This is a genomic window from Sphingomonas sp. MMS24-J45 (genome assembly GCF_044881195.1).
Taxonomy (GTDB): Bacteria; Pseudomonadota; Alphaproteobacteria; order Sphingomonadales; family Sphingomonadaceae; genus Sphingomonas.
This window is the reverse complement of sequence record NZ_CP173255.1, coordinates 1,542,011-1,565,066: the sequence shown is the minus strand read 5'-3', so window position 1 is coordinate 1,565,066 and position 23,056 is coordinate 1,542,011. Positions and strand designations below refer to the sequence as shown.

23 protein-coding genes and 1 tRNA gene are annotated in these 23,056 nt (G+C 66.6%); 12 read left to right on the top strand and 12 right to left on the bottom strand.

The genetic code is table 11. The features are described 5' to 3' along the window. Positions 1-87: 87 nt before the first annotated feature. Complete coding sequence (locus AB5I39_RS07920) at positions 88-1,461, top strand: cytochrome P450 (protein WP_404373396.1); 1,374 nt, start codon at positions 88-90, stop codon at positions 1,459-1,461. Here the strand turns inward: AB5I39_RS07920 and AB5I39_RS07915 are convergent, their stop codons facing one another. Next, positions 1,462-2,553 carry an alkene reductase gene (locus AB5I39_RS07915; RefSeq protein ID WP_404373394.1) on the bottom strand — a complete coding sequence of 364 codons (1,092 nt, stop codon included), beginning with the start codon at positions 2,551-2,553 and terminating at the stop codon, positions 1,462-1,464. A gap of 58 nt (positions 2,554-2,611) precedes the next feature. On the opposite strand from AB5I39_RS07915, the gene AB5I39_RS07910 reads away from it, so the two are divergent. From AB5I39_RS07910 to AB5I39_RS07885, 6 genes are read left to right on the top strand one after another with little or no spacing between them, the layout of a single operon-like run. Then, positions 2,612-3,523: a DMT family transporter gene (locus AB5I39_RS07910; RefSeq protein ID WP_404373391.1), complete on the top strand. Its 912-nt coding sequence runs from the start codon at positions 2,612-2,614 to the stop codon at positions 3,521-3,523. A gap of 9 nt (positions 3,524-3,532) precedes the next feature. Next, the gene (locus AB5I39_RS07905; RefSeq protein WP_404373388.1) at positions 3,533-4,210 is read left to right on the top strand and encodes a COQ9 family protein; all 678 of its coding nucleotides are present in this window, start codon (positions 3,533-3,535) and stop codon (positions 4,208-4,210) included. A gap of 57 nt (positions 4,211-4,267) precedes the next feature. Further along, positions 4,268-4,540, top strand: a complete 273-nt coding sequence (locus AB5I39_RS07900; protein WP_404373385.1) for a ferrous iron transport protein A — start codon at positions 4,268-4,270, stop codon at positions 4,538-4,540. Continuing rightward, on the top strand, positions 4,541-6,400 hold the full coding sequence (locus tag AB5I39_RS07895; protein WP_404373382.1) for a ferrous iron transporter B: 1,860 nt from the start codon (positions 4,541-4,543) through the stop codon (positions 6,398-6,400). It begins immediately after the preceding gene. Between the two features lie 11 nt (positions 6,401-6,411). Continuing rightward, positions 6,412-6,954, top strand: coding sequence for a single-stranded DNA-binding protein (gene ssb, locus AB5I39_RS07890; RefSeq protein ID WP_404373380.1), 543 nt, complete (start codon positions 6,412-6,414; stop codon positions 6,952-6,954). A gap of 32 nt (positions 6,955-6,986) precedes the next feature. Next, entirely contained in the window at positions 6,987-8,510 is a 1,524-nt protein-coding gene (locus tag AB5I39_RS07885; protein WP_404373377.1) for a sensor histidine kinase, read from the top strand. Here the strand turns inward: AB5I39_RS07885 and AB5I39_RS07880 are convergent, their stop codons facing one another. Genes AB5I39_RS07880 through AB5I39_RS07865 form a run of 4 tightly spaced genes read right to left on the bottom strand, consistent with a single transcriptional unit; the run spans position 8,511 to position 12,297 of the window. Next, positions 8,511-8,903 (bottom strand): response regulator, encoded by a 393-nt coding sequence (locus AB5I39_RS07880; protein ID WP_404373374.1) that lies wholly within the window; start codon positions 8,901-8,903, stop codon positions 8,511-8,513. A gap of 37 nt (positions 8,904-8,940) precedes the next feature. Continuing rightward, positions 8,941-9,567: a methionine biosynthesis protein MetW gene (gene metW / locus AB5I39_RS07875; protein ID WP_404373371.1), complete on the bottom strand. Its 627-nt coding sequence runs from the start codon at positions 9,565-9,567 to the stop codon at positions 8,941-8,943. Continuing rightward, the gene (locus AB5I39_RS07870; protein WP_404373369.1) at positions 9,564-10,697 is read right to left on the bottom strand and encodes a homoserine O-acetyltransferase; all 1,134 of its coding nucleotides are present in this window, start codon (positions 10,695-10,697) and stop codon (positions 9,564-9,566) included. The genes metW and AB5I39_RS07870 overlap by 4 nt, the downstream gene beginning before the upstream one ends. A 28-nt stretch (positions 10,698-10,725) precedes the next feature. Beyond that, positions 10,726-12,297, bottom strand: a complete 1,572-nt coding sequence (locus AB5I39_RS07865) for a flavin monoamine oxidase family protein (RefSeq protein WP_404373366.1) — start codon at positions 12,295-12,297, stop codon at positions 10,726-10,728. Positions 12,298-12,437: 140 nt separating this feature from the next. Here AB5I39_RS07865 and AB5I39_RS07860 point away from each other — a divergent pair, with 140 nt between their 5' ends. Next, a complete protein-coding gene (locus AB5I39_RS07860; protein ID WP_404373364.1) occupies positions 12,438-13,346 on the top strand; it encodes a prephenate/arogenate dehydrogenase family protein in 909 nt (302 codons plus the stop codon). Here AB5I39_RS07860 and AB5I39_RS07855 read toward each other — a convergent pair. From AB5I39_RS07855 to ftsE, 4 genes are read right to left on the bottom strand one after another with little or no spacing between them, the layout of a single operon-like run. Then, positions 13,343-14,053: a lysophospholipid acyltransferase family protein gene (locus AB5I39_RS07855; RefSeq protein ID WP_404373361.1), complete on the bottom strand. Its 711-nt coding sequence runs from the start codon at positions 14,051-14,053 to the stop codon at positions 13,343-13,345. The genes AB5I39_RS07860 and AB5I39_RS07855 overlap by 4 nt on opposite strands. Continuing rightward, entirely contained in the window at positions 14,050-14,586 is a 537-nt protein-coding gene (locus AB5I39_RS07850) for a YdcF family protein (protein ID WP_404373358.1), read from the bottom strand. Before AB5I39_RS07850 ends, AB5I39_RS07855 begins: the two co-directional genes overlap by 4 nt. After that, positions 14,583-15,476 (bottom strand): cell division protein FtsX, encoded by an 894-nt coding sequence (locus AB5I39_RS07845; protein ID WP_404373355.1) that lies wholly within the window; start codon positions 15,474-15,476, stop codon positions 14,583-14,585. The genes AB5I39_RS07850 and AB5I39_RS07845 overlap by 4 nt, the downstream gene beginning before the upstream one ends. Then, positions 15,473-16,192, bottom strand: a complete 720-nt coding sequence (gene ftsE / locus AB5I39_RS07840) for a cell division ATP-binding protein FtsE (RefSeq protein ID WP_404373352.1) — start codon at positions 16,190-16,192, stop codon at positions 15,473-15,475. The genes AB5I39_RS07845 and ftsE overlap by 4 nt, the downstream gene beginning before the upstream one ends. A 164-nt stretch (positions 16,193-16,356) precedes the next feature. Here ftsE and AB5I39_RS07835 point away from each other — a divergent pair, with 164 nt between their 5' ends. Then, entirely contained in the window at positions 16,357-17,097 is a 741-nt protein-coding gene (locus tag AB5I39_RS07835; protein ID WP_404373348.1) for an MJ0042-type zinc finger domain-containing protein, read from the top strand. Here AB5I39_RS07835 and AB5I39_RS07830 read toward each other — a convergent pair. Beyond that, a complete protein-coding gene (locus tag AB5I39_RS07830) occupies positions 17,069-18,433 on the bottom strand; it encodes an MATE family efflux transporter (RefSeq protein WP_404373345.1) in 1,365 nt (454 codons plus the stop codon). The genes AB5I39_RS07835 and AB5I39_RS07830 overlap by 29 nt on opposite strands. Before the next feature lie 121 nt (positions 18,434-18,554). Here AB5I39_RS07830 and AB5I39_RS07825 point away from each other — a divergent pair. After that, positions 18,555-18,641, top strand: a tRNA-Leu gene (locus AB5I39_RS07825). Between the two features lie 387 nt (positions 18,642-19,028). Beyond that, on the top strand, positions 19,029-20,171 hold the full coding sequence (locus AB5I39_RS07820) for a zinc-binding dehydrogenase (RefSeq protein WP_404373342.1): 1,143 nt from the start codon (positions 19,029-19,031) through the stop codon (positions 20,169-20,171). Positions 20,172-20,188: 17 nt separating this feature from the next. Here AB5I39_RS07820 and AB5I39_RS07815 read toward each other — a convergent pair whose 3' ends face one another. Beyond that, complete coding sequence (locus tag AB5I39_RS07815) at positions 20,189-21,127, bottom strand: NAD(P)H-dependent flavin oxidoreductase (RefSeq protein ID WP_404373339.1); 939 nt, start codon at positions 21,125-21,127, stop codon at positions 20,189-20,191. Between the two features lie 112 nt (positions 21,128-21,239). Between AB5I39_RS07815 and AB5I39_RS07810 the strand changes: the two genes are divergently transcribed. After that, positions 21,240-22,559, top strand: coding sequence for an ABC1 kinase family protein (locus AB5I39_RS07810; protein WP_404373336.1), 1,320 nt, complete (start codon positions 21,240-21,242; stop codon positions 22,557-22,559). A gap of 4 nt (positions 22,560-22,563) precedes the next feature. On the opposite strand, the gene AB5I39_RS07805 is transcribed toward AB5I39_RS07810, so the two are convergent. Further along, positions 22,564-23,055 (bottom strand): DUF427 domain-containing protein, encoded by a 492-nt coding sequence (locus AB5I39_RS07805; protein WP_404374066.1) that lies wholly within the window; start codon positions 23,053-23,055, stop codon positions 22,564-22,566. Between the last annotated feature and the right edge of the window lies 1 nt (position 23,056).

Below are 23,056 nucleotides of genomic sequence, written 5' to 3'. Positions count from 1 at the left end.
ATTAAGGGTTTGAGCCTGGGGGCCAAGGCCCCCTTCCTTTGTCGCATCCGCTTACTTATACCAATGTCAGTAAGCAGGGGAGCGATCATGGCCTACGCCCATACCCACAAAGCGAATCCGCACTGGCTGCCACCGCAGAAGTCGTCGGAGATCGCCGACATCCCCGGCGAGAACGGGCTGCCCTTCATCGGCAACACCTTCCGCATGCTGAAGGACCCTGTCGGTTTCGGGCGGCGCATGATCGACACCTATGGCCCGGTGTTTCGCAACAACGCGTTCGGCGGGCCCACGGTCAGCCTGATCGGGCCGGATGCCAACGAACTTGTGCTGTTCGACCGTGACCGCGTCTTTTCGTCCGAACAGGGCTGGGGCCCGCTGCTCAACCTGCTGTTCCCGCGGGGGTTGATGCTGATGGATTTCGACAAGCACCGCGCCGACCGCCGCGTGATGGCGGTCGCGTTCAAGCCCGAACCGATGCGCCATTATGCCGAGACGCTGAACGCCGGTATTGCGCGCACCGTCGCGGATTGGGGCAACCAACGCCTGAATTTCTACGACGCGGTCAAGGAATTGACGCTCGATCTCGCCGCCGAGAGCTTTCTCGGGATGCCGCTCGGCGAAGAAGCGACGCGGATCAACCAGGCGTTCGTCGATGAAGTGCAGGCTTCGATCACCCCGATCCGCATCCCGCTGCCGGGATCGCAGATGCGAAAAGGGGTGAAGGCGCGTGAGTATCTGATCGACCTGTTCAAGCGCGAAATTCCCGCGCGGCGGGCGGGCACGGGGCAGGATTTCTTCTCGCAATTCTGCCGCGCGACGGGCGATGACGGACAACCGCTCGATGCTGACGCGATCGCCGATCACATGAATTTCCTGATGATGGCGGCGCACGACACCATTACCTCGTCCGCGACGAGCCTGATCATGCTGCTGGGGCGCAACCCGGAATGGCAAGAGAAATTGCGCGCCGAGATCGCGGAGCTGGGGCTGAACGAAACCGGCGGCCTGCCCTACGGCCAGCTCGACCGGCTGGAATTGACCGACATGGCGTTCAAGGAAGCGCTGCGGCTGATCCCGCCGGTGCCGTCGCTGCCCAGGCGGGCGGTCAAGGCGTTCGATTTCGGCGGCTATCACATTCCGGCGGGCAGCACGGTCAGCGTCAGCGTCGCCTATACCCACACGATGCCGGAACTGTGGCCCGATCCCTACACCTTCGATCCGATGCGCTTCACGCCCGACAAGGTGCGGGCGCGGCACAAATATGCCTGGGTTCCGTTCGGCGGGGGCGCGCATATGTGTCTGGGGCTGCACTTCGCGACGATGCAGATCCGCATCCTCGTCGCGCAATTGCTCAGCCGGTATCGCATCGAGCTCGAACCCAATGCGGGCGCGGACTGGCAAGCCTGGCCAATTCCGCGCCCGAAGGATGGGTTGCCGTTGCGGTTCGTCCCGCTCGACTGATTATTCCGCCGCAACCTGCTCCAGCGTCGGGTAGTCGGTATAGCCCTCTGCTCCCTGGCTATACCAGGTGCGCGGATTGCCGGGGTTGAGCGGCGCGCCGGTGCGCAGGCGTTCGGGCAGATCGGGGTTCGCGAGGAAGGTGCGGCCGAACGAAATCGCGTCCGCCGTGCCCGCGTCGAGTACCGTCTGCGCTTCCTCGAGCGTGGTATAGTCCGAGTTCAACACCAGCGGCTTGGAGAAGACCTCGCGAATCTGCGGGCTGACCTTGGGCACGTCGGTGCGGCCGAAGGTGCCGTCCGGGCCGGGTTCGCGCAGTTCGAGAAAGGCGATACCGATCTCGTCGAGCGCCTTTGCCGCAGCAGTGAACAGCGCGATCGGGTTGCTGTCGTCCACGCCCTGCGATTCGCCATTGGGCGACAGGCGGATCGCGGTGCGCTCCGGCCCCGCGACCGACGCGACCCGCTCGGTCACTTCGCGCATCAGGCGAATGCGATTCTCGATCGACCCGCCATAACGGTCGTCGCGGAAATTGGCGTTGTCGCGCAGGAACTGGTCGATCAGATAGCCGTTCGCGCCGTGGATCTGCACGCCATCGAACCCGGCACGGAGCGCGTTCTTCGTCGCCAGTTCGTAATCGGCCAGCAGGCGCGGAATTTCGTCGAGCTCGAGCGGGCGCGCGACTTCGAAATCCTGCTTGCCTTCATAGGTATGCGCCTGGCCCGCAGTACGCGTGGCCGAGGACGACACCGGCTGCCCGCCGATCACCGAGGAATGCACTTGGCGTCCCATGTGCCACATCTGCACCATGATCTTGCCGCCCGCGGCATGGACCAATTCGACCACCGGCTTCCACTGTTCGACCTGCTCGTCGGTCCACAGGCCCGGCGCGAACGGCCAACCGAGACCTTCGCGGCTGATGCCGGTTGCCTCGGAGATGATCAGCCCGGCGCTGGCCCGCTGCGTATAATAGTCCACCATGATGTCGGTCGGCACCGCTTCCTTGGTCGCGCGCCCGCGCGTGAGCGGGGCCATCAGGATGCGGTTGGACGCGTGGATCGCGCCAAGCTGAATCGGATCGAAAAGGGTCGGCATAGAAACTCCGTTTTGTTTTGCTACCTGACGCCTAACAGATAGGGCGCTAAGGCGTGCCATGCACGATGCCCCGCCCACAAGAAAAACTGTCTCACCCGAAACGACATCCGTTCTGCCGCTGCTCGCGCTGATCGCGGCGAACGCGGCGCTCGCCTTCGGGCCGTGGTTCGTGCGGCTGTCGGATACCGGGCCGGTCGCCTCGGCCTTCTGGCGAATCACGCTGGCCGCCCCCGTGCTGCTCGCGGCCGCGCTGGCGACCGGGTGGCGGCCGAATTGCGGCGAAGGCGGTGGCTTGTCGCGCGGGATGTGGCTGATGATCGCGCTCGGCGGATTGTGCTTCGCCGCCGATCTGGGGAGCTGGCACCTCGGCATTTTGCGCACGACGCTCGCCAATGCGACGCTATTCGGCAATTCGGCGACGTTGATGTTCCCGATCTACGGCTTCCTGATCGCGCGCGCCTGGCCGACGCGGCTGCAGGGGGTGGCGCTGGCGCTGGCAACGGTCGGCGCGGCGTTGTTGATGGGGCGGTCGTATCAACTCGATCCGCGCAATCTGACGGGCGATCTGCTGTGCCTGCTCGCAGGGATCCTCTACACCGGCTATTTCATCGTGATGGCGCGCGCGCGGGCGACGATGGCGCCGTTGCCCGCGCTGGCGCTGTCGACGCTGGCGAGCGTACTGCCATTGCTGGCGTTCGCGCTGCTGCTCGGCGAAAAGCTCTTCCCGAGCGATTGGACGCCGTTGCTGGGGCTGGCGCTGGTCAGCCAGATCATCGGGCAGGGGCTTATGATCTATGCGCTCGGCCGCTTGCCGCCGCTGACCGTCGGACTTGGGCTGCTGACGCAGCCGGTGGTGGCGGGGACGATCGGATGGGTGGTGTATAACGAGCGGCTCGGTCTTCCCGATCTGGTCGGCGCACTATGTGTCGCGGTCGCGCTGGTACTGGTCAGCCGCCGTCCGCGCGCCTAAATCGGGGACATGACCGACTCCGCACCCCCCGCCCCGCTCGCCGACGGCACGCTCGACGAAATCCGCCTCGGCCTTGCACCCGCGATCGCCGCCAATGCCGGGTTCGACGGCTGGGGCGACGAAGCGCGCGATCTGGCGGCGGATAGCGCGGGCGTCGATCGCGACGTTGCGCGGCTCGCCTTCCCCGGCGGCGCGGTCGACATGATCGATGCGTGGTTCGCCGCGATCGATGCCGCGATGCTCGCGCAGCTTCCGCCGGAGCGGCTCGCGACGATGAAGATTCGCGCCAAGATCACCGCCTTGGTCGAGGCGCGCCTGACCGAGACCGCGCCCAATCGCGAGGCGTTGCGCCGCGCGCTGGCGATCCTTGCACTCCCGCAAAATGCCCTGCGCGGGGTGAAGCTAGGCTGGCGCGCCGCCGACGTGATGTGGCGCGCGGCAGGCGACACCGCGACCGACTACAACCACTATACCAAGCGCACGATTCTCGCCGGTGTCTACACCGCCACGCTCGCCGTCTTTCTCGACGACGAAAGCGACGGCCATGCCGATACCAGCGCTTTCCTCGCCCGCCGGATCGAAGGCATCATGCGGTTTGAAAAGGCCAAGGCCAAGCTGGTCGGGCAAAGCACGCTGCGCCCGAGCTTTTCGCGCTTCATCGGGCGGCTGCGCTATCCGGCGGTGTGAGAACGGTTCGCATTTAACGCTGGCGCGGCCGTCGCGGTATTGATAATCACTCGCAGCATGAACATGTCGAGTCCCGTGAAGCCTTCGCTCAGCCTCGAATCTCTGCCGCAGCGGCAGTGCGCGACCGTCGCCGCGATCGATTGGTCGCATCTGTCGACCCCCGAAGCACGCCGCTTACGCGAACTCGGCTTCGATGAAGGCGTCGGCGTCGAAGTGCTGCACCGCGCCAGCCTCGGCAAGGGCCCGATCGCGTGCCGGATCGGGCGGATGACCGTGGCGCTGCGCCGCGCGGTCGCGGGCGCGATTTTCGTCTCTCCCGTCGCGCAGTAAATGGCCGATACGCCGCTGGTGGCGCTGGTCGGCAATCCCAATGCCGGCAAGAGCGCGCTGTTCAACGCGCTGACCGGCGCGCGGCAGAAGGTCGGCAATTATCCCGGCGTCACGGTCGAGCGGCATTCGGGCAAGCTGGTCCTGCCCGATGGCCGGATCGTCGAACTGGTCGATCTGCCCGGCGCGTACAGCCTGGAACCGTCCAGCCCCGACGAACGCGTGACGCGCGACGTGGTGACCGGCGCGCAGATCGGCGAGCGGCTGCCCGATGCGCTGGTGGTGGTGGTCGATGCGTCGAACCTCGACAATCATCTGCGCTTTGCGTTGCAACTGATCGCGCTTGGGCTGCCGGTGGTGGTGGCGCTCAACATGATCGACCTCGCCGCGCGTGATGGGCTGACGCTCGATCCCGACCTTCTTGCGCGCGAGCTGGGCGTGCCGGTCATTCCGACCGTGGCGGTCAGGCGGCGTGGGCTGGATGAGGTCAAGGCGACGCTCGCCTCGCTGATCCTGGAAACCGCCGCGATCCGGCTGCGCCCGAGCGAAACGGCGATCGGCGAAGACATCGTGACGTTGCAACGCCGCGCGCGGAAAATCGCACAAAGTGCGACGGTATCGGAGGCACCGACCCGACGCTGGGCCCATGCGCTCGATTCTGTCGCGCTGCACCCGGTGTGGGGCGTGTTGCTGCTGATGGTCATCCTGTTCACGATGTTCCAGGCCGTGTTCAGCTGGGCGACGATTCCGGCCGATGCGATCAGCGCGGGCTTCGCCTGGGCGCAGGACTGGATTCGCGGCGCGATGCCCGATTCCTGGCTGCGGTCGCTGATCACCGATGGTCTGATTGCCGGGGTCGGCGCGGTGATCGTGTTCCTGCCGCAGATCCTGATCCTGTTCGCCTTCATCCTGGTGCTGGAGGCATCGGGCTATATGGTTCGCGCCGCGTTCCTGATGGACCGTGTGATGGCGAGCGTCGGCCTGTCGGGGCGGGCCTTCATTCCGCTGCTGTCGAGCTTTGCCTGCGCCGTCCCCGGCATCATGGCGACGCGCACGATCGAGGATGAGAAGGACCGGCTGACCACGATCCTGATCGCGCCGCTGATGACCTGTTCGGCGCGATTGCCGGTCTATACGTTGGTGATCGGCGCGTTGATTCCCAACACGCGCGTGCTGCCGTTCGTCGGGCTGCAGGGGCTGGTGATGTTCGCGCTGTATGTAATGGGCCTGGTCGGCGCCTTCGTCGTCGCGCTGGTGCTGCGGCGGACGGTGACCGCGGGCGTGTCCTCCGGGTTCATGATGGAAATGCCCAAATATCAGATGCCGCGGCTGGGCGACGTGGCGATCGGCCTGTGGAGCCGCGCCGAGATTTTCCTGAAGCGCGCCGGCACCACTATCGCGCTGACCATCGTACTGCTCTGGGCGCTGGCCAGCTATCCGGTCGCGCCCGCCGGGCAGAAGCAGAGCGATTATTCGATCGCCGGGCGGATCGCGTCGGGGATCGAGGTCGTGGTGCGCCCGATCGGCTTCAACCACGACATCGCCCTCGCGCTGCTGCCCGCGATGGCCGCGCGCGAAGCGGCGGTGGGGGCGATCGCGACGGTCTATTCGATCGATAACCCGGATGATCCGCGCGGGGACGGACAGTTACGCCGCAACCTGCAAGCGCGCTGGAGCCTGCCCACCGCGCTTGCCTTCCTGATGTGGTTCGTCTTCGCGCCGCAGTGCATTTCGACCATCGCGGTGACGCGGCGTGAGACCAACGGTTGGAAATGGCCCGCCTTCATGGTTGGCTATTTGTTCGCGCTCGCCTACATCGCTGCGGGAGCGACCTATTGGGCCGCGATCGGACTCGGACTGTAGGGACACGCGATATGGCGGGCAGCGTCAACAAGGTTATCATCGTCGGCAATCTCGGCCGCGACCCGGAAAGCAAGAGCTTTCAGAATGGCGGCAAGGTGGTGAACCTGCGCATCGCCACGTCCGAATCGTGGAAAGACAAGAATAGCGGCGAGCGCAAGGAACAGACCGAATGGCATTCGGTCGCGATCTTTAACGAAGCGCTGGGCAATGTCGCTGAACGCTATCTGCGCAAGGGCTCGAAGGTCTATATCGAGGGCCAGCTCAAGACCCGCAAGTGGCAGGACGCCCAAGGTCAGGACCGCTATTCGACCGAGATCGTGCTGCAAGGCTATAATGGCGTACTGACGATGCTCGACGGCGCACCGGGCTCCGGCGGCGGCGGCGGCGGCGGGTCGCGCGACGATTTTGGCGGGAATGACGATTTTGGCGGCGGGTCAGGCGGCGGCTATGGCGGCGGCGGCAATCGCGGTGGCGGGCGCGGAATGGGCTCTTCGTCCGGCGGTGCGCCGCGCGGCGGCTTTGCCGATGATCTCGACGATGACGTGCCGTTCTGAACCCAAATCGTAAGCACGGCGTTTCCCCCCGCATGACCGATTTCAAGACCCCCGCCCAGGCGGACGCTTCCGACTGGCCGGGCGACGAGGCGGCACGCATCGCGGCGCTGGCCGAGCACGATCTGCCGTCGCTGCGCGATTGTTCGGGTTTGCGCGACATCACCGATTTCGCCGCCGCGCTGTGCGACACGCCAACCGCGCTGGTCAGCATCGTCGAGCAGGTGTCGCAGACCTTCCTGGCTCGCACCGGGTTCGCGGCGACCGAGACCGCGCGCGAAACTTCCTTCTGCGCCCATGCGATGCGGCAGAGCGAGATCATGGTGGTGCCGGACGCCACACGCGACCCGCGCTTTGCCGACAATCCGCTCGTCACCGGCGAGATGAACCTGCGCTTTTACGCCGGCGCGCCGCTGATCCGCGAGGATGGCGTGCCGCTGGGCGCATTGTGCGTGATCGATACCAAGCCGCGCGAAGGTCTTACCCCGTTGCAGGCGCAAGGGCTCCGCGTGTTGGCAGCGGACGTGATGATGCGGTTGAGCGACAATCGCTCCACCGTCGCCTCGCGCGCCGCGATCAGCGACAGCGAGCTGCGGTTCCGCACGCTGGCCGACACCATGCCGCAAATGGTGTGGTCGACGCTGCCCGATGGGTTCCACGATTATTACAATGCGCGCTGGTACGAATTCACAGGCGTGCCTGCGGGATCGACCGACGGCGAGGCGTGGAACGGCATGTTCCATCCCGACGACCAGGAGCGAGCGCGGGAGGTGTGGCAGCACTCGCTCGACACCGGTGAGCCGTATCAGATCGAATATCGCCTGCGCCGCTATGACGGCCAGTATCGCTGGACGCTTGGCCGCGCGCTGCCAATCCGCGACGATTCGGGCGCGATCGTGCGTTGGTTCGGCACCTGCACCGACATCCACGAACAAAAGCAGGCGAGCGAAGAGCGCGAGGTGATCGCGCAGGAGCTGAGCCACCGCATCAAGAACATCTTTGCTGTGATCTCCGGCCTGATCACCTTTTCGGCGCGCGGCAACCCGGCTTTTGCGGATGTCGCGTCGAACTTGCGCGACCGCGTGACCGCACTTGGCCGCGCGCATGATTTCGTGCGCCCGCATAGCGCGCAATCGCGCCCGACCGCGTCGCCGACCAGCCTGCACGGCCTGCTCGAACAATTGTTCCTGCCCTATCAGCCGCAGGACGGCGCGCGCATCCTGGTCGAAGGCGAGGACGTGCGGATCGACGATCGTTCCGCAACGCCGATCGCGTTGCTGTTCCACGAACTTGCCACCAACGCGACGAAATATGGTGCCTTGGCCAGCATCAATGGCACCGTCACCGTCGCGATCCGATCCGATACCGATCGACTGGTCTTGGATTGGCGCGAGCGGGGCGGCGCACCGATCACGCCACCCGAAAAGACCGGCTTCGGATCGCAGTTGATTGAACTGAGCGCCGTGCGTCAGTTGGGCGGCAGCGTCGCGCGCGATTGGGATGTCGACGGGTTGCGCGTCGAGGTTGCGATCCCGATGAGTGCGCTCAGCCGAAGCTGATCAGACCAGCGGCACGAAATCGTGGTGCGGCGGCTGCTTGACCGGCACGCCCTGCACGGCGACCGACGCCGCGGCGAGAATCGCATCCGCGCTGAACGGCTTGCGGACGTACCCGAGTGCACCGCTCGGTTCGGCGATCTGGCCGGGATTGGCGGTGACGAACACCACCTTCAGCCCATAGTCCTGCGCCAGCGTGCGGGCGACCTCGGGCCCGGTCGGCCCGTCGCGCAGGTTGATGTCGACCAGCGCAAAGCTGCATTCAGGCGCCGCCTCGATCGCGCCATCACGGTCGGCGGCGATGGCCTTCACCGTATAGCCCGCCTCGGTCAGAATCCGCTCGAGATCGAGCGCGACGAAGATTTCGTCTTCTACGATAAGGGCGGTGGCGGGCATGGCGGTAACAATGTGGTCCTAGGGGGAAGGTGTTGCGCTAACCCCGGATCGGCCCCTTTGGTTCCACCACCGCGCCGCGCTTGCACAGACGGAAGACGGCATGTTCGGCGAAGAGATTTGCCGCTGCCGAGGTGGTACGCTTGTCGCCCGACAGGAACCACGCACCCTCCACCGCGATGCCGCGTTCGGCGACGAAACGGCGGAAATCGTCGATCGTGACGTGGTGGATGTTGGGCGTGTCGTACCAGCGTTCGGGCAGCAACCGCGTCACCGGCATCCGCCCGCCCCACAGCAGCGACAGCCGCACGCGCCAATGCGCGAAATTGGGGAAGGAAACGAACGCGCGCTGGCCGATGCGCAGCAGATGATCGAGCACGACATCGGGACGATGCGCGGTCTGCAGCGTCTGGCTGAGGATCGCATAGTCAAAGCTCGAATCGGGATATTCGGCAAGGTCGGTATCGGCATCGCCCTGAATCACCGACAGCCCGCGCGACACGGCGGCGGCGACATTGCCCGCGTCGATCTCGAGGCCCCGCGCGTCGACACCCTTGGTATCGCGCAGCGCCGCCATCAGCGCGCCGTCGCCGCAGCCGACATCGAGGATGCGGCTGCCGGGCGCAATCTGTTCAGCGATGATCGCAAGATCGGGGCGGAGACTCACGCGCCGGCCTTCAGGAACCCGTCGACCACGCGGTTCATCTCCGGCGCGTCGAGCAGGAAGGCGTCATGGCCATAGGGACTCGACAGTTCGACGAAGCTGACCGGCGCGCCCGCTGCATTGAGCGCATGGACGACGGCGCGCGATTGCGCGGTCGGATAGAGCCAGTCGGTATCGAAACTGACCAGACAGAAGCGTGCCTTGGTCGCGCGAAACGCACTGGCCAACTGTCCGCCATGCTCGCTCGCCAGATCGAAATAATCCATCGCGCGCGTGATATAGAGGTAGGAATTGGCGTCGAAGCGGTCGACGAAGCTGATCCCCTGATGCCGCAAATAGCTTTCGATCTGGAAATCGGCGTCGAACCCGAAGCTGATCGCGCCATCGGGTCGGTCGGGCCGGGCTTGCAGGCGGCGACCGAATTTCTCGGTCAGGCCAGCCTCCGACAGATAGGTGATGTGCGCCGCCATCCGCGCCACCGCTAGACCCGCGGCGGGCGGATCGCCGAGATCGTAATAGGCGCCGCCGCGCCATTTCGGATCGGCCATCACCGCCTGGCGCCCGACCTCGTGAAAGGCGATGTTTTGCGCGGTGTGCCGCGCGGTCGAAGCGATGACGACCGCAGCGCGCACGCGCTCCGGGAAGGTCGCGGGCCAGCTGAGCGCTTGCATCCCGCCCATCGACCCGCCGACTACGGCTTCGAGCGTGGCGACGCCGAGATGATCGAGCAGCATCGCCTGCGCACGCACCATGTCGCGAATCGTGATGACGGGAAACGCCATGCCCCACGGAGCGCCGGTGGCGGGATTGCGCGCCGATGGGCCGGACGAGCCCATGCAACTGCCCAACACGTTGGAACAGATGATGAAATGCCGATCCGGATCGACCGGCTTGCCCGGGCCGACCATGCGCGTCCACCAGCCGGGCTTGCCGGTTACCGGATGCGGGCTGGCGACGTGGTGATCGCCGGTCAGCGCGTGGCAGATCAGGATCGCGTTGGAGGCGTCGGCGTTCAGCGTGCCATAGGTTTCATAGGCGATGTCGACCGGCGACAGCAGCGCGCCGCCATCGAGCCGCAGCGGCCCGGGCAGGGTAACATGGCGGGCAAGCCCGAAACGCGCATCCTCGGTCATTGCGCGCGGGGTTAGGATCAAGCGCCGCTCAACTCAAGCGCCGCGCATTCGCCCGGCTACCGATGATCACCCCGGCCGCGAGCCGCCCGGTCTGCGCCGCGCCGTTCATATAGCCGGGATAGGCGTCCGACAGGTGCTCGCCCGCGAACAGCACCGGCCCCGCGCCAAGCGGCGCGCGCGCGATCCCGTCCACCTCGGTCCAGATCAGTCGGCCGAAGCGCGTCAACTGCCCCGGGCGGAAATTGACATAGGCCCCCATCGCCATCGGATCGCGATGCCAGTTGGTCCGGCGGGCAAAGGCGCTGGTCGCGGCAGTCATGCCGGGAATGCCGCTTTCCACCTGTCCAGCGAATTTCCGCGCGAGCACGTTCGGTTCGGGCACGTCCGCCGCGGCCACTTCCGCGCCGCCCAGGAACCAGGTCCACACGTCGCCCGATACGGTGCCGCCGCGCACGCTGCCGTCCCAGCCGCTGGCAAGGCCGGTGCCGGGCTTGGTCTGCCAGACTTCTCCGCCGCGCCCGATCGCCTTGTCCCACGGGCGTGCGCTCATCCCCGCCTGCACCTTCATGTTCGCACCCAGCCCGACCTCGGCGATGAAGCGCCGCCACAAGGGGGGCAGGGGCACGCGGAAATCGATCTTCCGCGTGATCGAGGCGGGCGTGGTGACGATGACGTTGGGGGCGTCGACCGTCTTGCCATCGGCAAAGACCAGACGCACCCCGGGCCCGAACGGATCGACGCGGACGACGCGCCGATTGGTCTCAATGCGGTCGCGCAGGCGTGCCGCCATGGCGTCAACCAGCGCGCTGCTGCCGCCCGAGATCAGATAACGCTCGTCGCTGCGGCTGAGCACGTCGATGCGTCGTCCGTTGATCGCGGGCAGGTTGAACACCAGTTCGATCGCCGAGGCGGCACCGGGCTCAACACCATATTCGGTGCGCGCGGTCGCCTCCATCAGATGGCGAACCCAGGGTTCGGGCATCAACGCGGCATGTTTGTCGAGATAGGTGGTGAAGCTCATCCGATCGAGCTCGGCGGCGACGGTCGCGTAATCCTGGTCGAGCCGCACCGAATCCGCATCGATCTGCCCGGCGATGCCGCGCAGCGCGCTGGCGAGCTTGCCCTCGGGCACTTCTTTGCCATCGGCCAGGATCATCGTGCGGTGTGGCGCACCCTTGCGGTCGACCAGCGGGGTACCGAATTCGCGCGTCAGCGCCTTCATGTCGGCATGATCGGTGTTGACGAGTTGCGCCCCCGCCTCGAGCGTCGGACGCCCCTTCTCGCGCGACGTGTAGACTCGCCCGCCGAGCCGGGCGCGCGCTTCGTAGAGCCGCGCATCGATCCCGGCTTGTGTCAGGTGCCACAAAGCGGTGAGCCCCGCGATCCCGCCGCCGATGATCGCGATCGGTCCGGCTCCCGGCGCGGCCGCAAAGACGGGCCGGGGCAGCGCCGCAGCAACCCCGCTCGCCCCCAGCGCCAGCAAAACCGCGCGTCGCGTCTGCCCTGTATCGCCCACCACCGGTGCGGTATGACCGCTTGCCGTCAGATTGGCCCGCCGCGCCTGTTCCAGCGCGCGCCAGACCGTATCGCTACCCCGCATTCCCGTCTCCTGCTGCTGCGTCCTAGGGTCGAAAACAGCGAACGGCAACGGTCGTGACGGATGCGATTCGGCATCGATCGAACCCCGGACAAAGGCGCGCCCGCTTGCCATCGGCGGGAGCATCCGCCACACGGCGCGCCATGTTGCCTTTCGCCCGCGTCACCATCATCGGCATCGGCCTGATCGGATCGTCGATCGCGCGCGCGGTGCGGGCGCGGATGCCGACGGTGCGGCTGACCGGTTATGACGCCGACCCGCAGGTGCGCGCGACCGCAGATGCGCTGCACCTGTTCGACGATGTCGCCGACAGCAGCGGGGCGGCGGTGATCGACGCCGACCTCGTCATCCTGTGCGTGCCGGTCGGCGCGATGGGCGCGGCGGCAGTCGATTTCGCCGCCGATCTACCCGCAGAAGCGGTGGTCAGCGACGTCGGGAGTTGCAAGGCCGAGGTCGTCCGCGCCCTCTCCGAAGCGCTGCCCGGCGCGATCATCGTACCCGCTCACCCCGTTGCCGGGACCGAACGATCCGGTCCCGAGGCTGGCTTCGCCACGCTGTTCAACAAGCGCTGGTGCATCCTGACGCCGCCCGAGGGAGCCGACCCGCTGGCGGTCGAGCGCGTTGCCGAATTCTGGCGCAGGCTGGGCGCCGATGTCGAGACGATGGCGCCCGATCATCACGACCGCGTGCTGGCCATCACCAGCCATTTGCCGCATTTGATCGCCTATACGATCGTCGGCACCGCCTCCGACATGGAAGAGGTGACGCAGTCCGAGGTGATCAAATATTCGGCCGGCGGGTTCCGCGATTTTACCCGCATCGCCGCATCCGACCCGACGATGTGGCGCGACGTCTTCCTCGCCAATCGCGAAGCCGTGCTGGAGATGCTGCAACGCTTTTCGGAGGACCTCTCGGCGCTGCAACGCGCGATCCGCTGGGGCAAGGGCGACGAATTGTTCGAGCTGTTTACGAAGACCCGCGCGATCCGCCGCGGCATCATTGAACAGGGACAGGACGATCCCGCCCCCGATTTCGGCCGAACGCACGATTAGGGCCGTGGCACGTCCAGCGCGTTGATCGCGGCGTGGACGCGCCGTTCGGCTTCCTCACGCGTCAGGCCAGGCGGGATCGGCTCGCCGAAGCGGAAGGTCACCGTGCCGGGCACCTTGGGCCCATGCTTCGGCCACACCATCCCGCTATCGATCGCGACCGGGACGACCGGAATCTTCAGCATCTGGTACAGGCCGGCAAACCCGGCGCGCAGCGGCGGTTGTTCGCCCGGGGCGACGCGCGTGCCTTCGGGAAAGATCAGGATCGAGCGATTGGCGGCAAGGGCGGCGCGCGCATCGCGCAGCATCCGGCGCAGCGCCCCGGCCGAAGCCTCGCGATCGACGACGATGACGCCATAGCGTTTCGCCGCCCAGCCCCACACCGGGATCTCGGCCAGTTCCTGCTTCATTACGATCGCCGGATTGCGCAGCATCCGCCCGAGTTCGAGCGTTTCGTACATCGACTGGTGCTTGGCCGCGTACAGCACCGGCGCCCCGCCAAATTGCAGGTCGCCGAAGCGCGCGCCTTCGATCCGCTGATCGATGCGGAGGATGTGGCGCGTGGTCCAGCCGTGCCAGCGCGTCCAGAAATGGGTGTGCGCGACCAGCGCGCGCCATCCGATCAGCGCCGAGATCGGCGTAGTCAGCACGATCGGCACAGATCCGACATAGAATAGCAGTGTAAACAGCCAGTTACGTACTGCAATCATGTCGCGCGCCCGATCAGCAAGGCGACCTTGCGCACGATCAACTTGTTATATTCCCGCAGCAATGCGGCCCAGCGCGGGCTGCTCGTCACGCCGTCGCCTATCACCGTCGCATCGCCGTCGAGCGCGCTGACCAGTTCGAGCTTCGCGCGCGCCAGATGCCAGTCGGAGGTGACCAGCCGCACCGTCTTATAGTCATGCGTGCGTAGCCAGTCGGCCGTCTCGTCCGCGTTGGAACGGGTATCCACCGCCTCATGCCCCAAATCGATGCAGCAGCGGAACAGGTCGGCGCTGACCTTATATTCGTGCGCCAGTTCACCCGGCCGGACCTCGGGCGCGACGCCGCTGATCAGCATCCGCTTGGCCTTATGCGCTTCCAGCAAGCGCAATCCCCGGTCGATCCGCCCGGCACCGCCGGTGAGCACCACGATCGCATCGGTCTTCGGCCCATCGACCGGCGCGGGCATCGTCATCAGATAGATTCCGAACCCCGCCAGATAAAAGAGCGCCACCGCCACAAGGAAGCGGATGATCACAAATAGCGACCAAGCGTAGTGAGCACCGCCTGGCGCGCGGCGAAGGTCGCGAGCAACGCGAAACCGACCGGCAGCGCAGCGAGCACGATCCAGTCGCGCGTCCCGAGACTCAACCCGGCGAGCAGATCCGACCCCAGGGCCGCGATCTGCATCCCGACCAGCGCGATCACGCCGATCGCCAGCACCGTGCCGATCACGCCACCGAGCAGCGTGTCGATCGCGATGCGCCGCTGGAACAGCCGTGCGACCTGCACGTCGGTCGACCCCAGCATATGCAGCACCTCGATCGTATCGCGGTGCGTCTCAAGTCCCGCGCGCGCGGCGAGAATGACCACGGCCGCCGTTGCTGCAGCCATCAACAGCACGAGCGCGGCGGCAAGCCACGTCACCATCCCCATGAAATCGCGTACCGGCGACATCCAGCTTTCATGCCGGTCGATCCGCGCCGCAGGTGCTACCGCGCGCACGGTGTCCCCAACCCGCGCGACCGCCGCCGCGCCGGTGTCGCGCAGATCGACGTCGATCATCGCCGGGATCGGCAGATCGGGGTCCGCCCCGTCCGCTCCGAGCCAGGGGCGCAGCAAGCTGGCGAGCTTTGCCTGATCGACCGCCGTCGCCCGCCGGACGACGGGGTTCGCGCGCAAGGCCGCCAGCGCCCGCGCCGCCTGCTCGCTGCGCTGCGCTGCGTTCGGCTCGACGATCTGCACCGTCAGCCGCCCCGCCAATTGCCGGTCGAGCAGCGCCGCGGCACCGAGCGTCGCCAGTCCCAGCGACGCGGCCAACGCGGTCAGGAAAAGCATGATCGCCATGATCCACGTCATAGCGCGCGTGCCGCGGCTTTCATCGAGCAAGCGCCGGTCGGCCGCCGAGGCGATCATCGCCACGCTCATTCTTGATGTCCCGATTGCGCATGGGGTGGGGGAAAGCGCAGCGACCCGGTCGGATCGAGCAGCCGCCCCTTGTCGAGCCGCATCATGTGCGCATTCGGAATGCGCCCGAGCAAATGGAAGTCGTGCGTCGCCACCACCACCGTCGTGCCGAGGCGGTTGAGCGAATCGAACAAATGCAGCAACCGCTCCGCCATGTCCGGATCGACGTTGCCGGTCGGTTCGTCCGCGACCAGGATTTCCGGACGGCCGATCACCGCGCGCGCAATCGCCACACGCTGCTGCTCCCCGCCCGACAACGTCGGTGGCTTGGCGTCAATCCGGTCGGACAGCCCGACCCAGGCGAGCATTTCGCGCACCGGCGCATCAACGTCGCTTTCGGGCACGCCCGAGACCCGTAGCGGAAGCGCAATGTTGTCGAAGGCCGACAGATGCGAGACCAGCCGGAAATCCTGAAACACCACGCCGATCCGCCGTCGGAAGCCGGGCAAGCGCGAGCGCGGGAGCGTCACCGCATCTTCGCCGAACAGCCGGATGCTGCCGCGCGTCGGGCGCTGCGACAGGTACAGCAGCTTGAGCAGCGAGGTCTTGCCCGCACCACTCGTGCCAGTCAGAAAATAAAACGCGCCCGTCGACAGCGTGAAGCTGACGTCGGACAGCGTTTCCTGGCCGTTGCCGTAGCGAAGCCCGACATTTTCGAACTGGACGATATTCGCCATGCGGCGCGCAATGCTCGCTTTAGTGTCTGATGCCCCGCCCCTGCATCGCACGATCCGAGCGGCTGCGACAAGCGCGCAGGTGTGTGAAACACTTGCCTATCGATTGAGACAGCGCGTAGATTCACCATGTTGCCAGCGCTCGCGAACGGAGCCAAGACGCACCGATGATCCTCGAATGCACCGAGTGCCACACGCGCTATCTCGTCCCCGATGCCTCGATCGGGCCGGACGGACGGACGGTGCGCTGCGCCAGTTGCAAACATAGCTGGTTTCAGGCGGGCGTGCCGGTGCTCGATCTGGTGGCGCAAGCCGAGAGCGCCACGCTCCCCCCGGCGCCGCCGCCGCCCGCTCCCGCGCCAGCCCCCGCCGAGGCCGCACCACCGCCCCCGCCATCGTTTCAGAGCGGGCCGGTCGCCGACATTGCCCCGCCCGGCTCCTATCCCGATTACGACGCCTTCGCACACGAACCGCCCTTCCGCCCGCGCCGCAACCCGGCGCGGCGCTGGACGGTGGCGGCATTTGCGGCCGGCGCGGCGATGCTCGCTGCCGTCGGCGGGCTCGCTTATTGGGATGCGCCGGGCTTTGCGCGCGACCTGTTCAGCCCGGTCGCGCCCACACCGCTCAAGCTCGTGACCAAGCCGGTCGACCGCCACACCTTCAACGGCAACGAGATTTTCGCGGTCAGCGGCATCGTGCTGAACCCAACCGACACGCGCCAGCCGATCCCGGACATCCGCGCCGATCTGCGCGATGCGCAGAAACGGATCGTGTTCAGCTGGATGATCCGGCCTGAGGCGACGACGCTCGCCCCCAAGGCGCAGATCCAGTTCAACAGCGCGAAGATCGACGTGCCGGTCAACGCGCAGGAGCTGGTGCTCAGCTTTTCGAGCGAAGCCGCAAGCTGACCTGGGCGAAGCGCGCGCCGTGGAGCACGGTCGCCGCAACCATGCCGACGCCGGAGGCGTAGACCAGGCCAATCGGCCCGACCCCGCTGTGCACGAACAGCCAGCCCGCCCCGCCGGTCACCACGAAGAACGCGACAATACCGTTGACCCCGGCAACGATCTGATCGCCGAGCGAGCGCAGCGCATAGACGAACACGACCTGCACCCCGTCGAACAGGATGAACGGTGCCCATACCGGCAGCATCGCCAGCGCAACGGCGTGCACGCCCCCCGCCGCCGGAAACGCCGCCACGATCGGCCAGCGCGCAACGACGATCACCACCGCCAACAGCGCGGTGAACAGCGCCGCCAGCCCGGCCGCAATCAACGTCCGCGGCAGTGCGAGGGCGGGATTGCCTTCGCCCACCGCATTGCCGACCCGCACCCCCGCCGCCGAACCGAGTCCCAGCGCAACGCCAAAGGTGACGTTGTGGACCGAAAAGACGATCTGGAAGGCGTGCGCCGTCACCGGGCCGAAATCGGTCGACAGCGCGATCAGGATCGAAAAGCCGGCCAGCTCGAGCGCCGAGGCGACCGCAGGGATAAACCCGAACCGCGCCAGGCGCACCGCGCCGGGCCACGCCGCGCGCCACGCCGCAGGCGAGACGTCACAGACCCCGCGTGCCCGCGCCCGCGGCGTGGTCCAGGCGGCGGTAAACATCAGCACCGCGCCGATCGCCGACGCCGAAGCCGTAGCACTCGCCGCGCCGACCGCGCCCCAGGCCGGAAAGCCGAGATTCCCGCCCGACCAGGCCCAGGCGAGCAGTGCGTTGAGCGGCAAAGTCGCGAGGTTTACCGTCATCACCCGCCTGGGTCGGGCGATCCCCTCCAGGAAATAGCTGGCTGCGATCATGGTGAGCTGAAACGGATAGGACAGCGCCATCACCCGAACGACGCGCGCGGCGGGCACGACCAGGACCGGCGCCACCCCGATTCCGCTCAGCAAGGTCTCGGCGAAAAGCCCGAACCCAAGCGCGCCGATCAACCCGAGCAGCAGGGCGAGCAGCAACCCCTCGCGCAGCGTCGCGCCGGTCCTGGGCAAATCCCCCGCCCCATCGGCGCGCGCGGTGAAGACCAGCGTCCCCGACAGCCACGCCAGCCCCGCGACGATCGTGACGAAGGTCAGCGCGCGACTCGCGCCCAGGGCCGCGACCTGATCGGTGCCGGTGAGGCCGACCACGACGATGTCGGTGACGCTCAGGATCGTCCAGTTGAGGCTGGTCAGCATCACTGGCCACGCCAACGCGAGCAAGCGGCGGGTCTCGGCGGACCAGGGCGAGCGGTGCGTTGCGGACATGCCGCGCGTGCTACCCGGAACACATCGTTGCCGATAGGGTACGATTGGCGTTGCGCACCGCCCAAGCCTTTGCTAGGGGCGCTCGCCTACCAGCTGCCGGGCGTGCCCGGTGATGTTACGTGCGGCCGTGGCGGAACTGGTAGACGCGCAACGTTGAGGTCGTTGTGGGCGAAAGCCCGTGGAAGTTCGAGTCTTCTCGGCCGCACCATTTTTTTCTGGATCGTCAGCACTGCAGCCCGCGCAGGATTGATCACACGCCAAGCGGCGATGAGCGATGCCCGTTCCGCGCATAACTGCTGTGTCAGCAGGTGGCGCCGACCGCCCTGGATGGTGCTGCGACTAAGTCAGCAGCAAGACGAGCGCCAACACCACCGCAATTGCGGAAGCGCTCATGGCGCAATGCAGCCCGAAGCTGCACGTCTCGATATGCGGGTGTACCCGTTCCATCGATCGCTCTCCTGACGGCAGGATAACACCGAATCGCGATTGTACAAATCGGCCCGATGTCGCCACGTCCACGCGTCCGTCACCTGGGATTTATGCGCCCCGCTATGCCATAGTCGGGCAAACCACGCCTTTCACAGGAGAGCCAATCATGACCGACTCGATCCCGCAACACGGCCTGCAATTGCTGTCGCGCGTCACTGCGGAGGGTAAGCTCGAAGTGTCGCTGGTCGATCAGCCGGTCGCGGAGCCGCGCGAGGATCAGGTCGTGGTCAAAGTGCTGGCGACCCCGATCAACCCGTCCGATCTTGGTCTGCTGTTCGGCGCGGGCGACCTGTCCACCGCGAAGGTTTCGACGCGCGACGGGCATCCGCTCGTCACCGCCGACGTGCCGGCGCCGGGAATGCGCGCGATGGCGGGGCGGATCGGCGAGGCGATGCCGGTCGGCAATGAAGGGTCGGGCGTGGTGATCGCGGCGGGCGCTTCCCCGGCGGCGCAGGCGTTGCTCGGCAAGACCGTCGCGATGCTGGGCGGAGCGATGTATGCGCAGTACCGCACGCTGCGCGTCGCCGAGTGTATGGTCCTGCCCGATGGCACCGCGCCCGCCGATGGTGCGTCGTGCTTCGTTAACCCGCTCACCGCGCTGTCGATGACCGAGGTGATGCGCCGCGAAGGGCATAATGCGCTGGTCCACACGGCCGCCGCATCCAATCTCGGGCAGATGCTGGTCAAGATTTGCGCGAAGGACGGCATTCCGCTTGTCAATGTCGTGCGCAGCCCGGCGCAGGCCGAGCTGTTGCGCGGCATCGGCGCGGTGCATGTCGCCGATTCGAGCGCACCCGACTTCCTCGACACGCTGACCGCGATGATGGTCGAGACCGGCGCGACGATCGCCTTCGACGCGATCGGCGGGGGCAAGCTCGCCGGGCAATTGCTGAGCTGCATGGAGGCGGCCGCGGTCAAGCGCATGACGAGCTACAGCCGCTATGGCTCCGACACGTTCAAGCAAGTCTATATCTATGGTGGGCTCGATCTCGCGCCGACGACGCTCAACCGCAATTTCGGCTTCAGCTGGGCGCTTGGCGGGTTTCTGCTGACGCCGTTCCTGGTCAAGATCGGACCGGAGGCGGTGCAGGCGCTGAAGGACCGCGTCGTCGCCGAGCTGACGACGACCTTCGCCAGCCATTACACGCACGAAATCTCGCTGACCGAAGCGCTGCAGCCGGAGATTTTCGCGGCTTATGCCAAGCGCGCGACGGGGTCGAAATATCTGATCTGCCCGCACAAGGGCTGATGCACGAGCGGCGGCGGCTAGCCGAAATCGGCGGCCGTCGCCATCGCCCCCATTCGCGCGCAGATGCCGTGAAATTCGCCGACCATGTCGTGGATGATGTCGCGCGCGCTGCGGACTTCGTCGATCAGCCCGGCGCTTTCGCCCGCCAAGCCGACCGAAGCCTCCATGTCGCCCTTAAAATACAATTCCTGAATCCGCGCGAACGTGTCGGCGGGCATCAGCCCGGCTTCGTGAATCGCGGTGGTGCGCGCGGTTTTCAGCGCGCGGATGCACGGCGTAGATTTGGTATTGAGCATGAAGGTGCCGGTTTCCTTGGCATCCAGGATCGCTTGCTTGAAGCCGTGATGCACCGGGCTTTCTGCTGACGCCACGAAGCGCGTGCCCATCTGCACCGCTTCGGCCCCCAAAGCGAAGGCGGCGGCCATGCCCTTGCCATCGCAAATCCCGCCCGCCGCGACCATCGGCACGTCGGTGACGCGGCGGATCGCCTGGAGCAGGACCAGCGTCGACACTTCCTCGGGATTCTTGAAGCCCCCGCCCTCGCCGCCTTCGACGATCAGGCCGTCGACGCCCGCCGCAACGCTCTTCAGCGCGGCGTCGACCGTCGGGACGGCGTGATACACCACAATCCCCGCCGCCTTGAGCGGTCCGACGAACTTCGCCGGGCTGCCCGCCGAGGTCGTCACGAACTTGACGCCCGACGTGCAGATGAACTCGAGCATCGCCTCATCCTTCAGGAAGCGGATCGGCAGGTTCACCCCGAACGGCGCATCGGTCAGCGTCGCCATTTTCAGGATTTCCGCCTGGCAGATCGCGGTTTCGCCCGAGGACGTCTCGATAATCCCCAAGCCCCCCGCCTCGCACACCGCGGAGGCGAGCGCCGAGCGCGCGATCCAGCCCATCGGTGCCTGGATGATCGGATAGCGCGCGCCGGTATGGCTGAGGAAACGATTCATGATGGGCACCCTCTCAATCTGTTTGCTTGTTTGTAGCGTGGAATAGCGGCGGTGCTATAGCGGCGCGGCATGCCGGTATGATCCGGTCTTGCGCGTTGAGGCCAAAGGCTCCGTGAAACCCCCTATCCCCCGCAGTGGAAGCGCCGTCCCGACCGGTCGCCTGTCCCGGCTATCGCGCTTCGGCGGGCTGGCGGCAGGCGTTGCAGGCGGGATGATCGGCGAGGGCGCGCGGCAGCTCGCCAGCGGAAAGCGTCCGGCGATGGGCGACCTGTTGCTGACCCCCGGCAATATCGTGCGCGTGACCGACCGTCTGGCGAAGCTACGCGGGGCGGCGATGAAGCTCGGGCAGCTCGTCTCGCTCGATTCGGGCGAACTGCTGCCGCCGGAATTGAGCGAAATCCTCGCCCGGCTGCGCGCCGATGCCGAACCGATGCCTGATCGGCAGCTGGGCGCGGTGCTGGCGGCGGAGTGGGGCCCCGATTGGAAGAGCAAGCTTTCCGCCTTCGACGCGCGCCCGATCGCCGCGGCCTCGATCGGTCAGGTCCACCGCGGTCGCACCCGCGACGGGCGGCCGCTGGCGATCAAGGTTCAATATCCCGGCATCGCCAAGAGCATCGACAGCGATGTCGACAATGTCGCGACCTTGCTGCGCTTGTCCGGGCTGGTGCCGAAGCAGCTCGATCTCGCGCCGCTACTCACCATCGCCAAGGCGCAATTGCGCGAGGAGGCGGATTATGGGCGCGAAGGGGCGTGCCTCGCGCGCTTCGGCGAAGTGCTCGCGGGCGATCCCCACTTCCATGTGCCCGATTTCCTGCCCGAACTGTCGACCCCGACGATCCTGACGATGACCTATGCGGCGGGCGTGCCGATCGAATCGCTGACCGATTGCCCGCAGGCGGAGCGGGATGCGATCGCAGGGCGGATGCTCGACCTGGTCCTGCGGGAGCTGTTCGAATTCGGCCTGATGCAGACCGATCCGAACCTCGCCAATTATCGCTACGATGCGGAGACGGGGAAGATCGTGCTGCTCGATTTCGGCGCGACGCGTGAGATTTCGCCCGACATCGCCGACCTCTACCGCCAGATGCTGCGCGCGGTGCGGGATAATGACCGGGCGGCGGCGCTTGGCGCGCTGGAGGCGTTCGGGCTGTTCGATGCCGGTACGACCGCAGCGCACCGTGACGAGGTGCTGGCGCTGTTCGACATGAGCGTTGGCATGTTGTTGCAGGAAGGCACGTTCGATTTCGGCGATGCGAGCTGGATCAAATCGATGCGCGGGCGCGGGATTGCGCTCGCCTCGGACCGGACGATGTGGCGCGTGCCGCCTGCGGAGACGCTGTTCGTGCAGCGCAAGCTGGGTGGCAGCTATTGGCTCGCCGCACGGCTGAAGGCGCGCGTCGATCTACGCGCTCTGCTCGATCGTTACCTTTAGCGCGCTACCACAAGCGGCTGCCCGGCACGCCCTTGAACGGCCCGGCAAACTTGCTGGTGATCCACCCTCCATAAAAGCCGCCCGGCTGCGGCACGACGGTCTCGCCATCGACGCTGCACCGATCGAACGCTTGGGCGTAGAAGGCGACATGATCGCGCAAGGCCGCGAAGCTGCGCGATGGGTTGGGATAGCTCCACCCCACCGACGAGAGCGTCTCGCCGTCCAGGAGCGCATCCCAATAGACCGCCTGCCCCTTCCATTCGCAGAAGGACGACCCCGCCCCGCGCCGCAGGGTGCCGGCGCGGATGTCGGCGGGCGGGATGTAATAGCTGGGCGGGTGACTCGTCTCCAACGTGCGGATCGCGCGGCGCGTGTCGGCGAGGATGATCCCGCGATGCTCGATCACGATATGCGCGCTGGTCGCTTCGCAGATGGCGGGCCGCGGGAAGTCCCAAACGCTTTCCTGCCCCGGCAGAACCGGATCGGGGCGGGCCAGT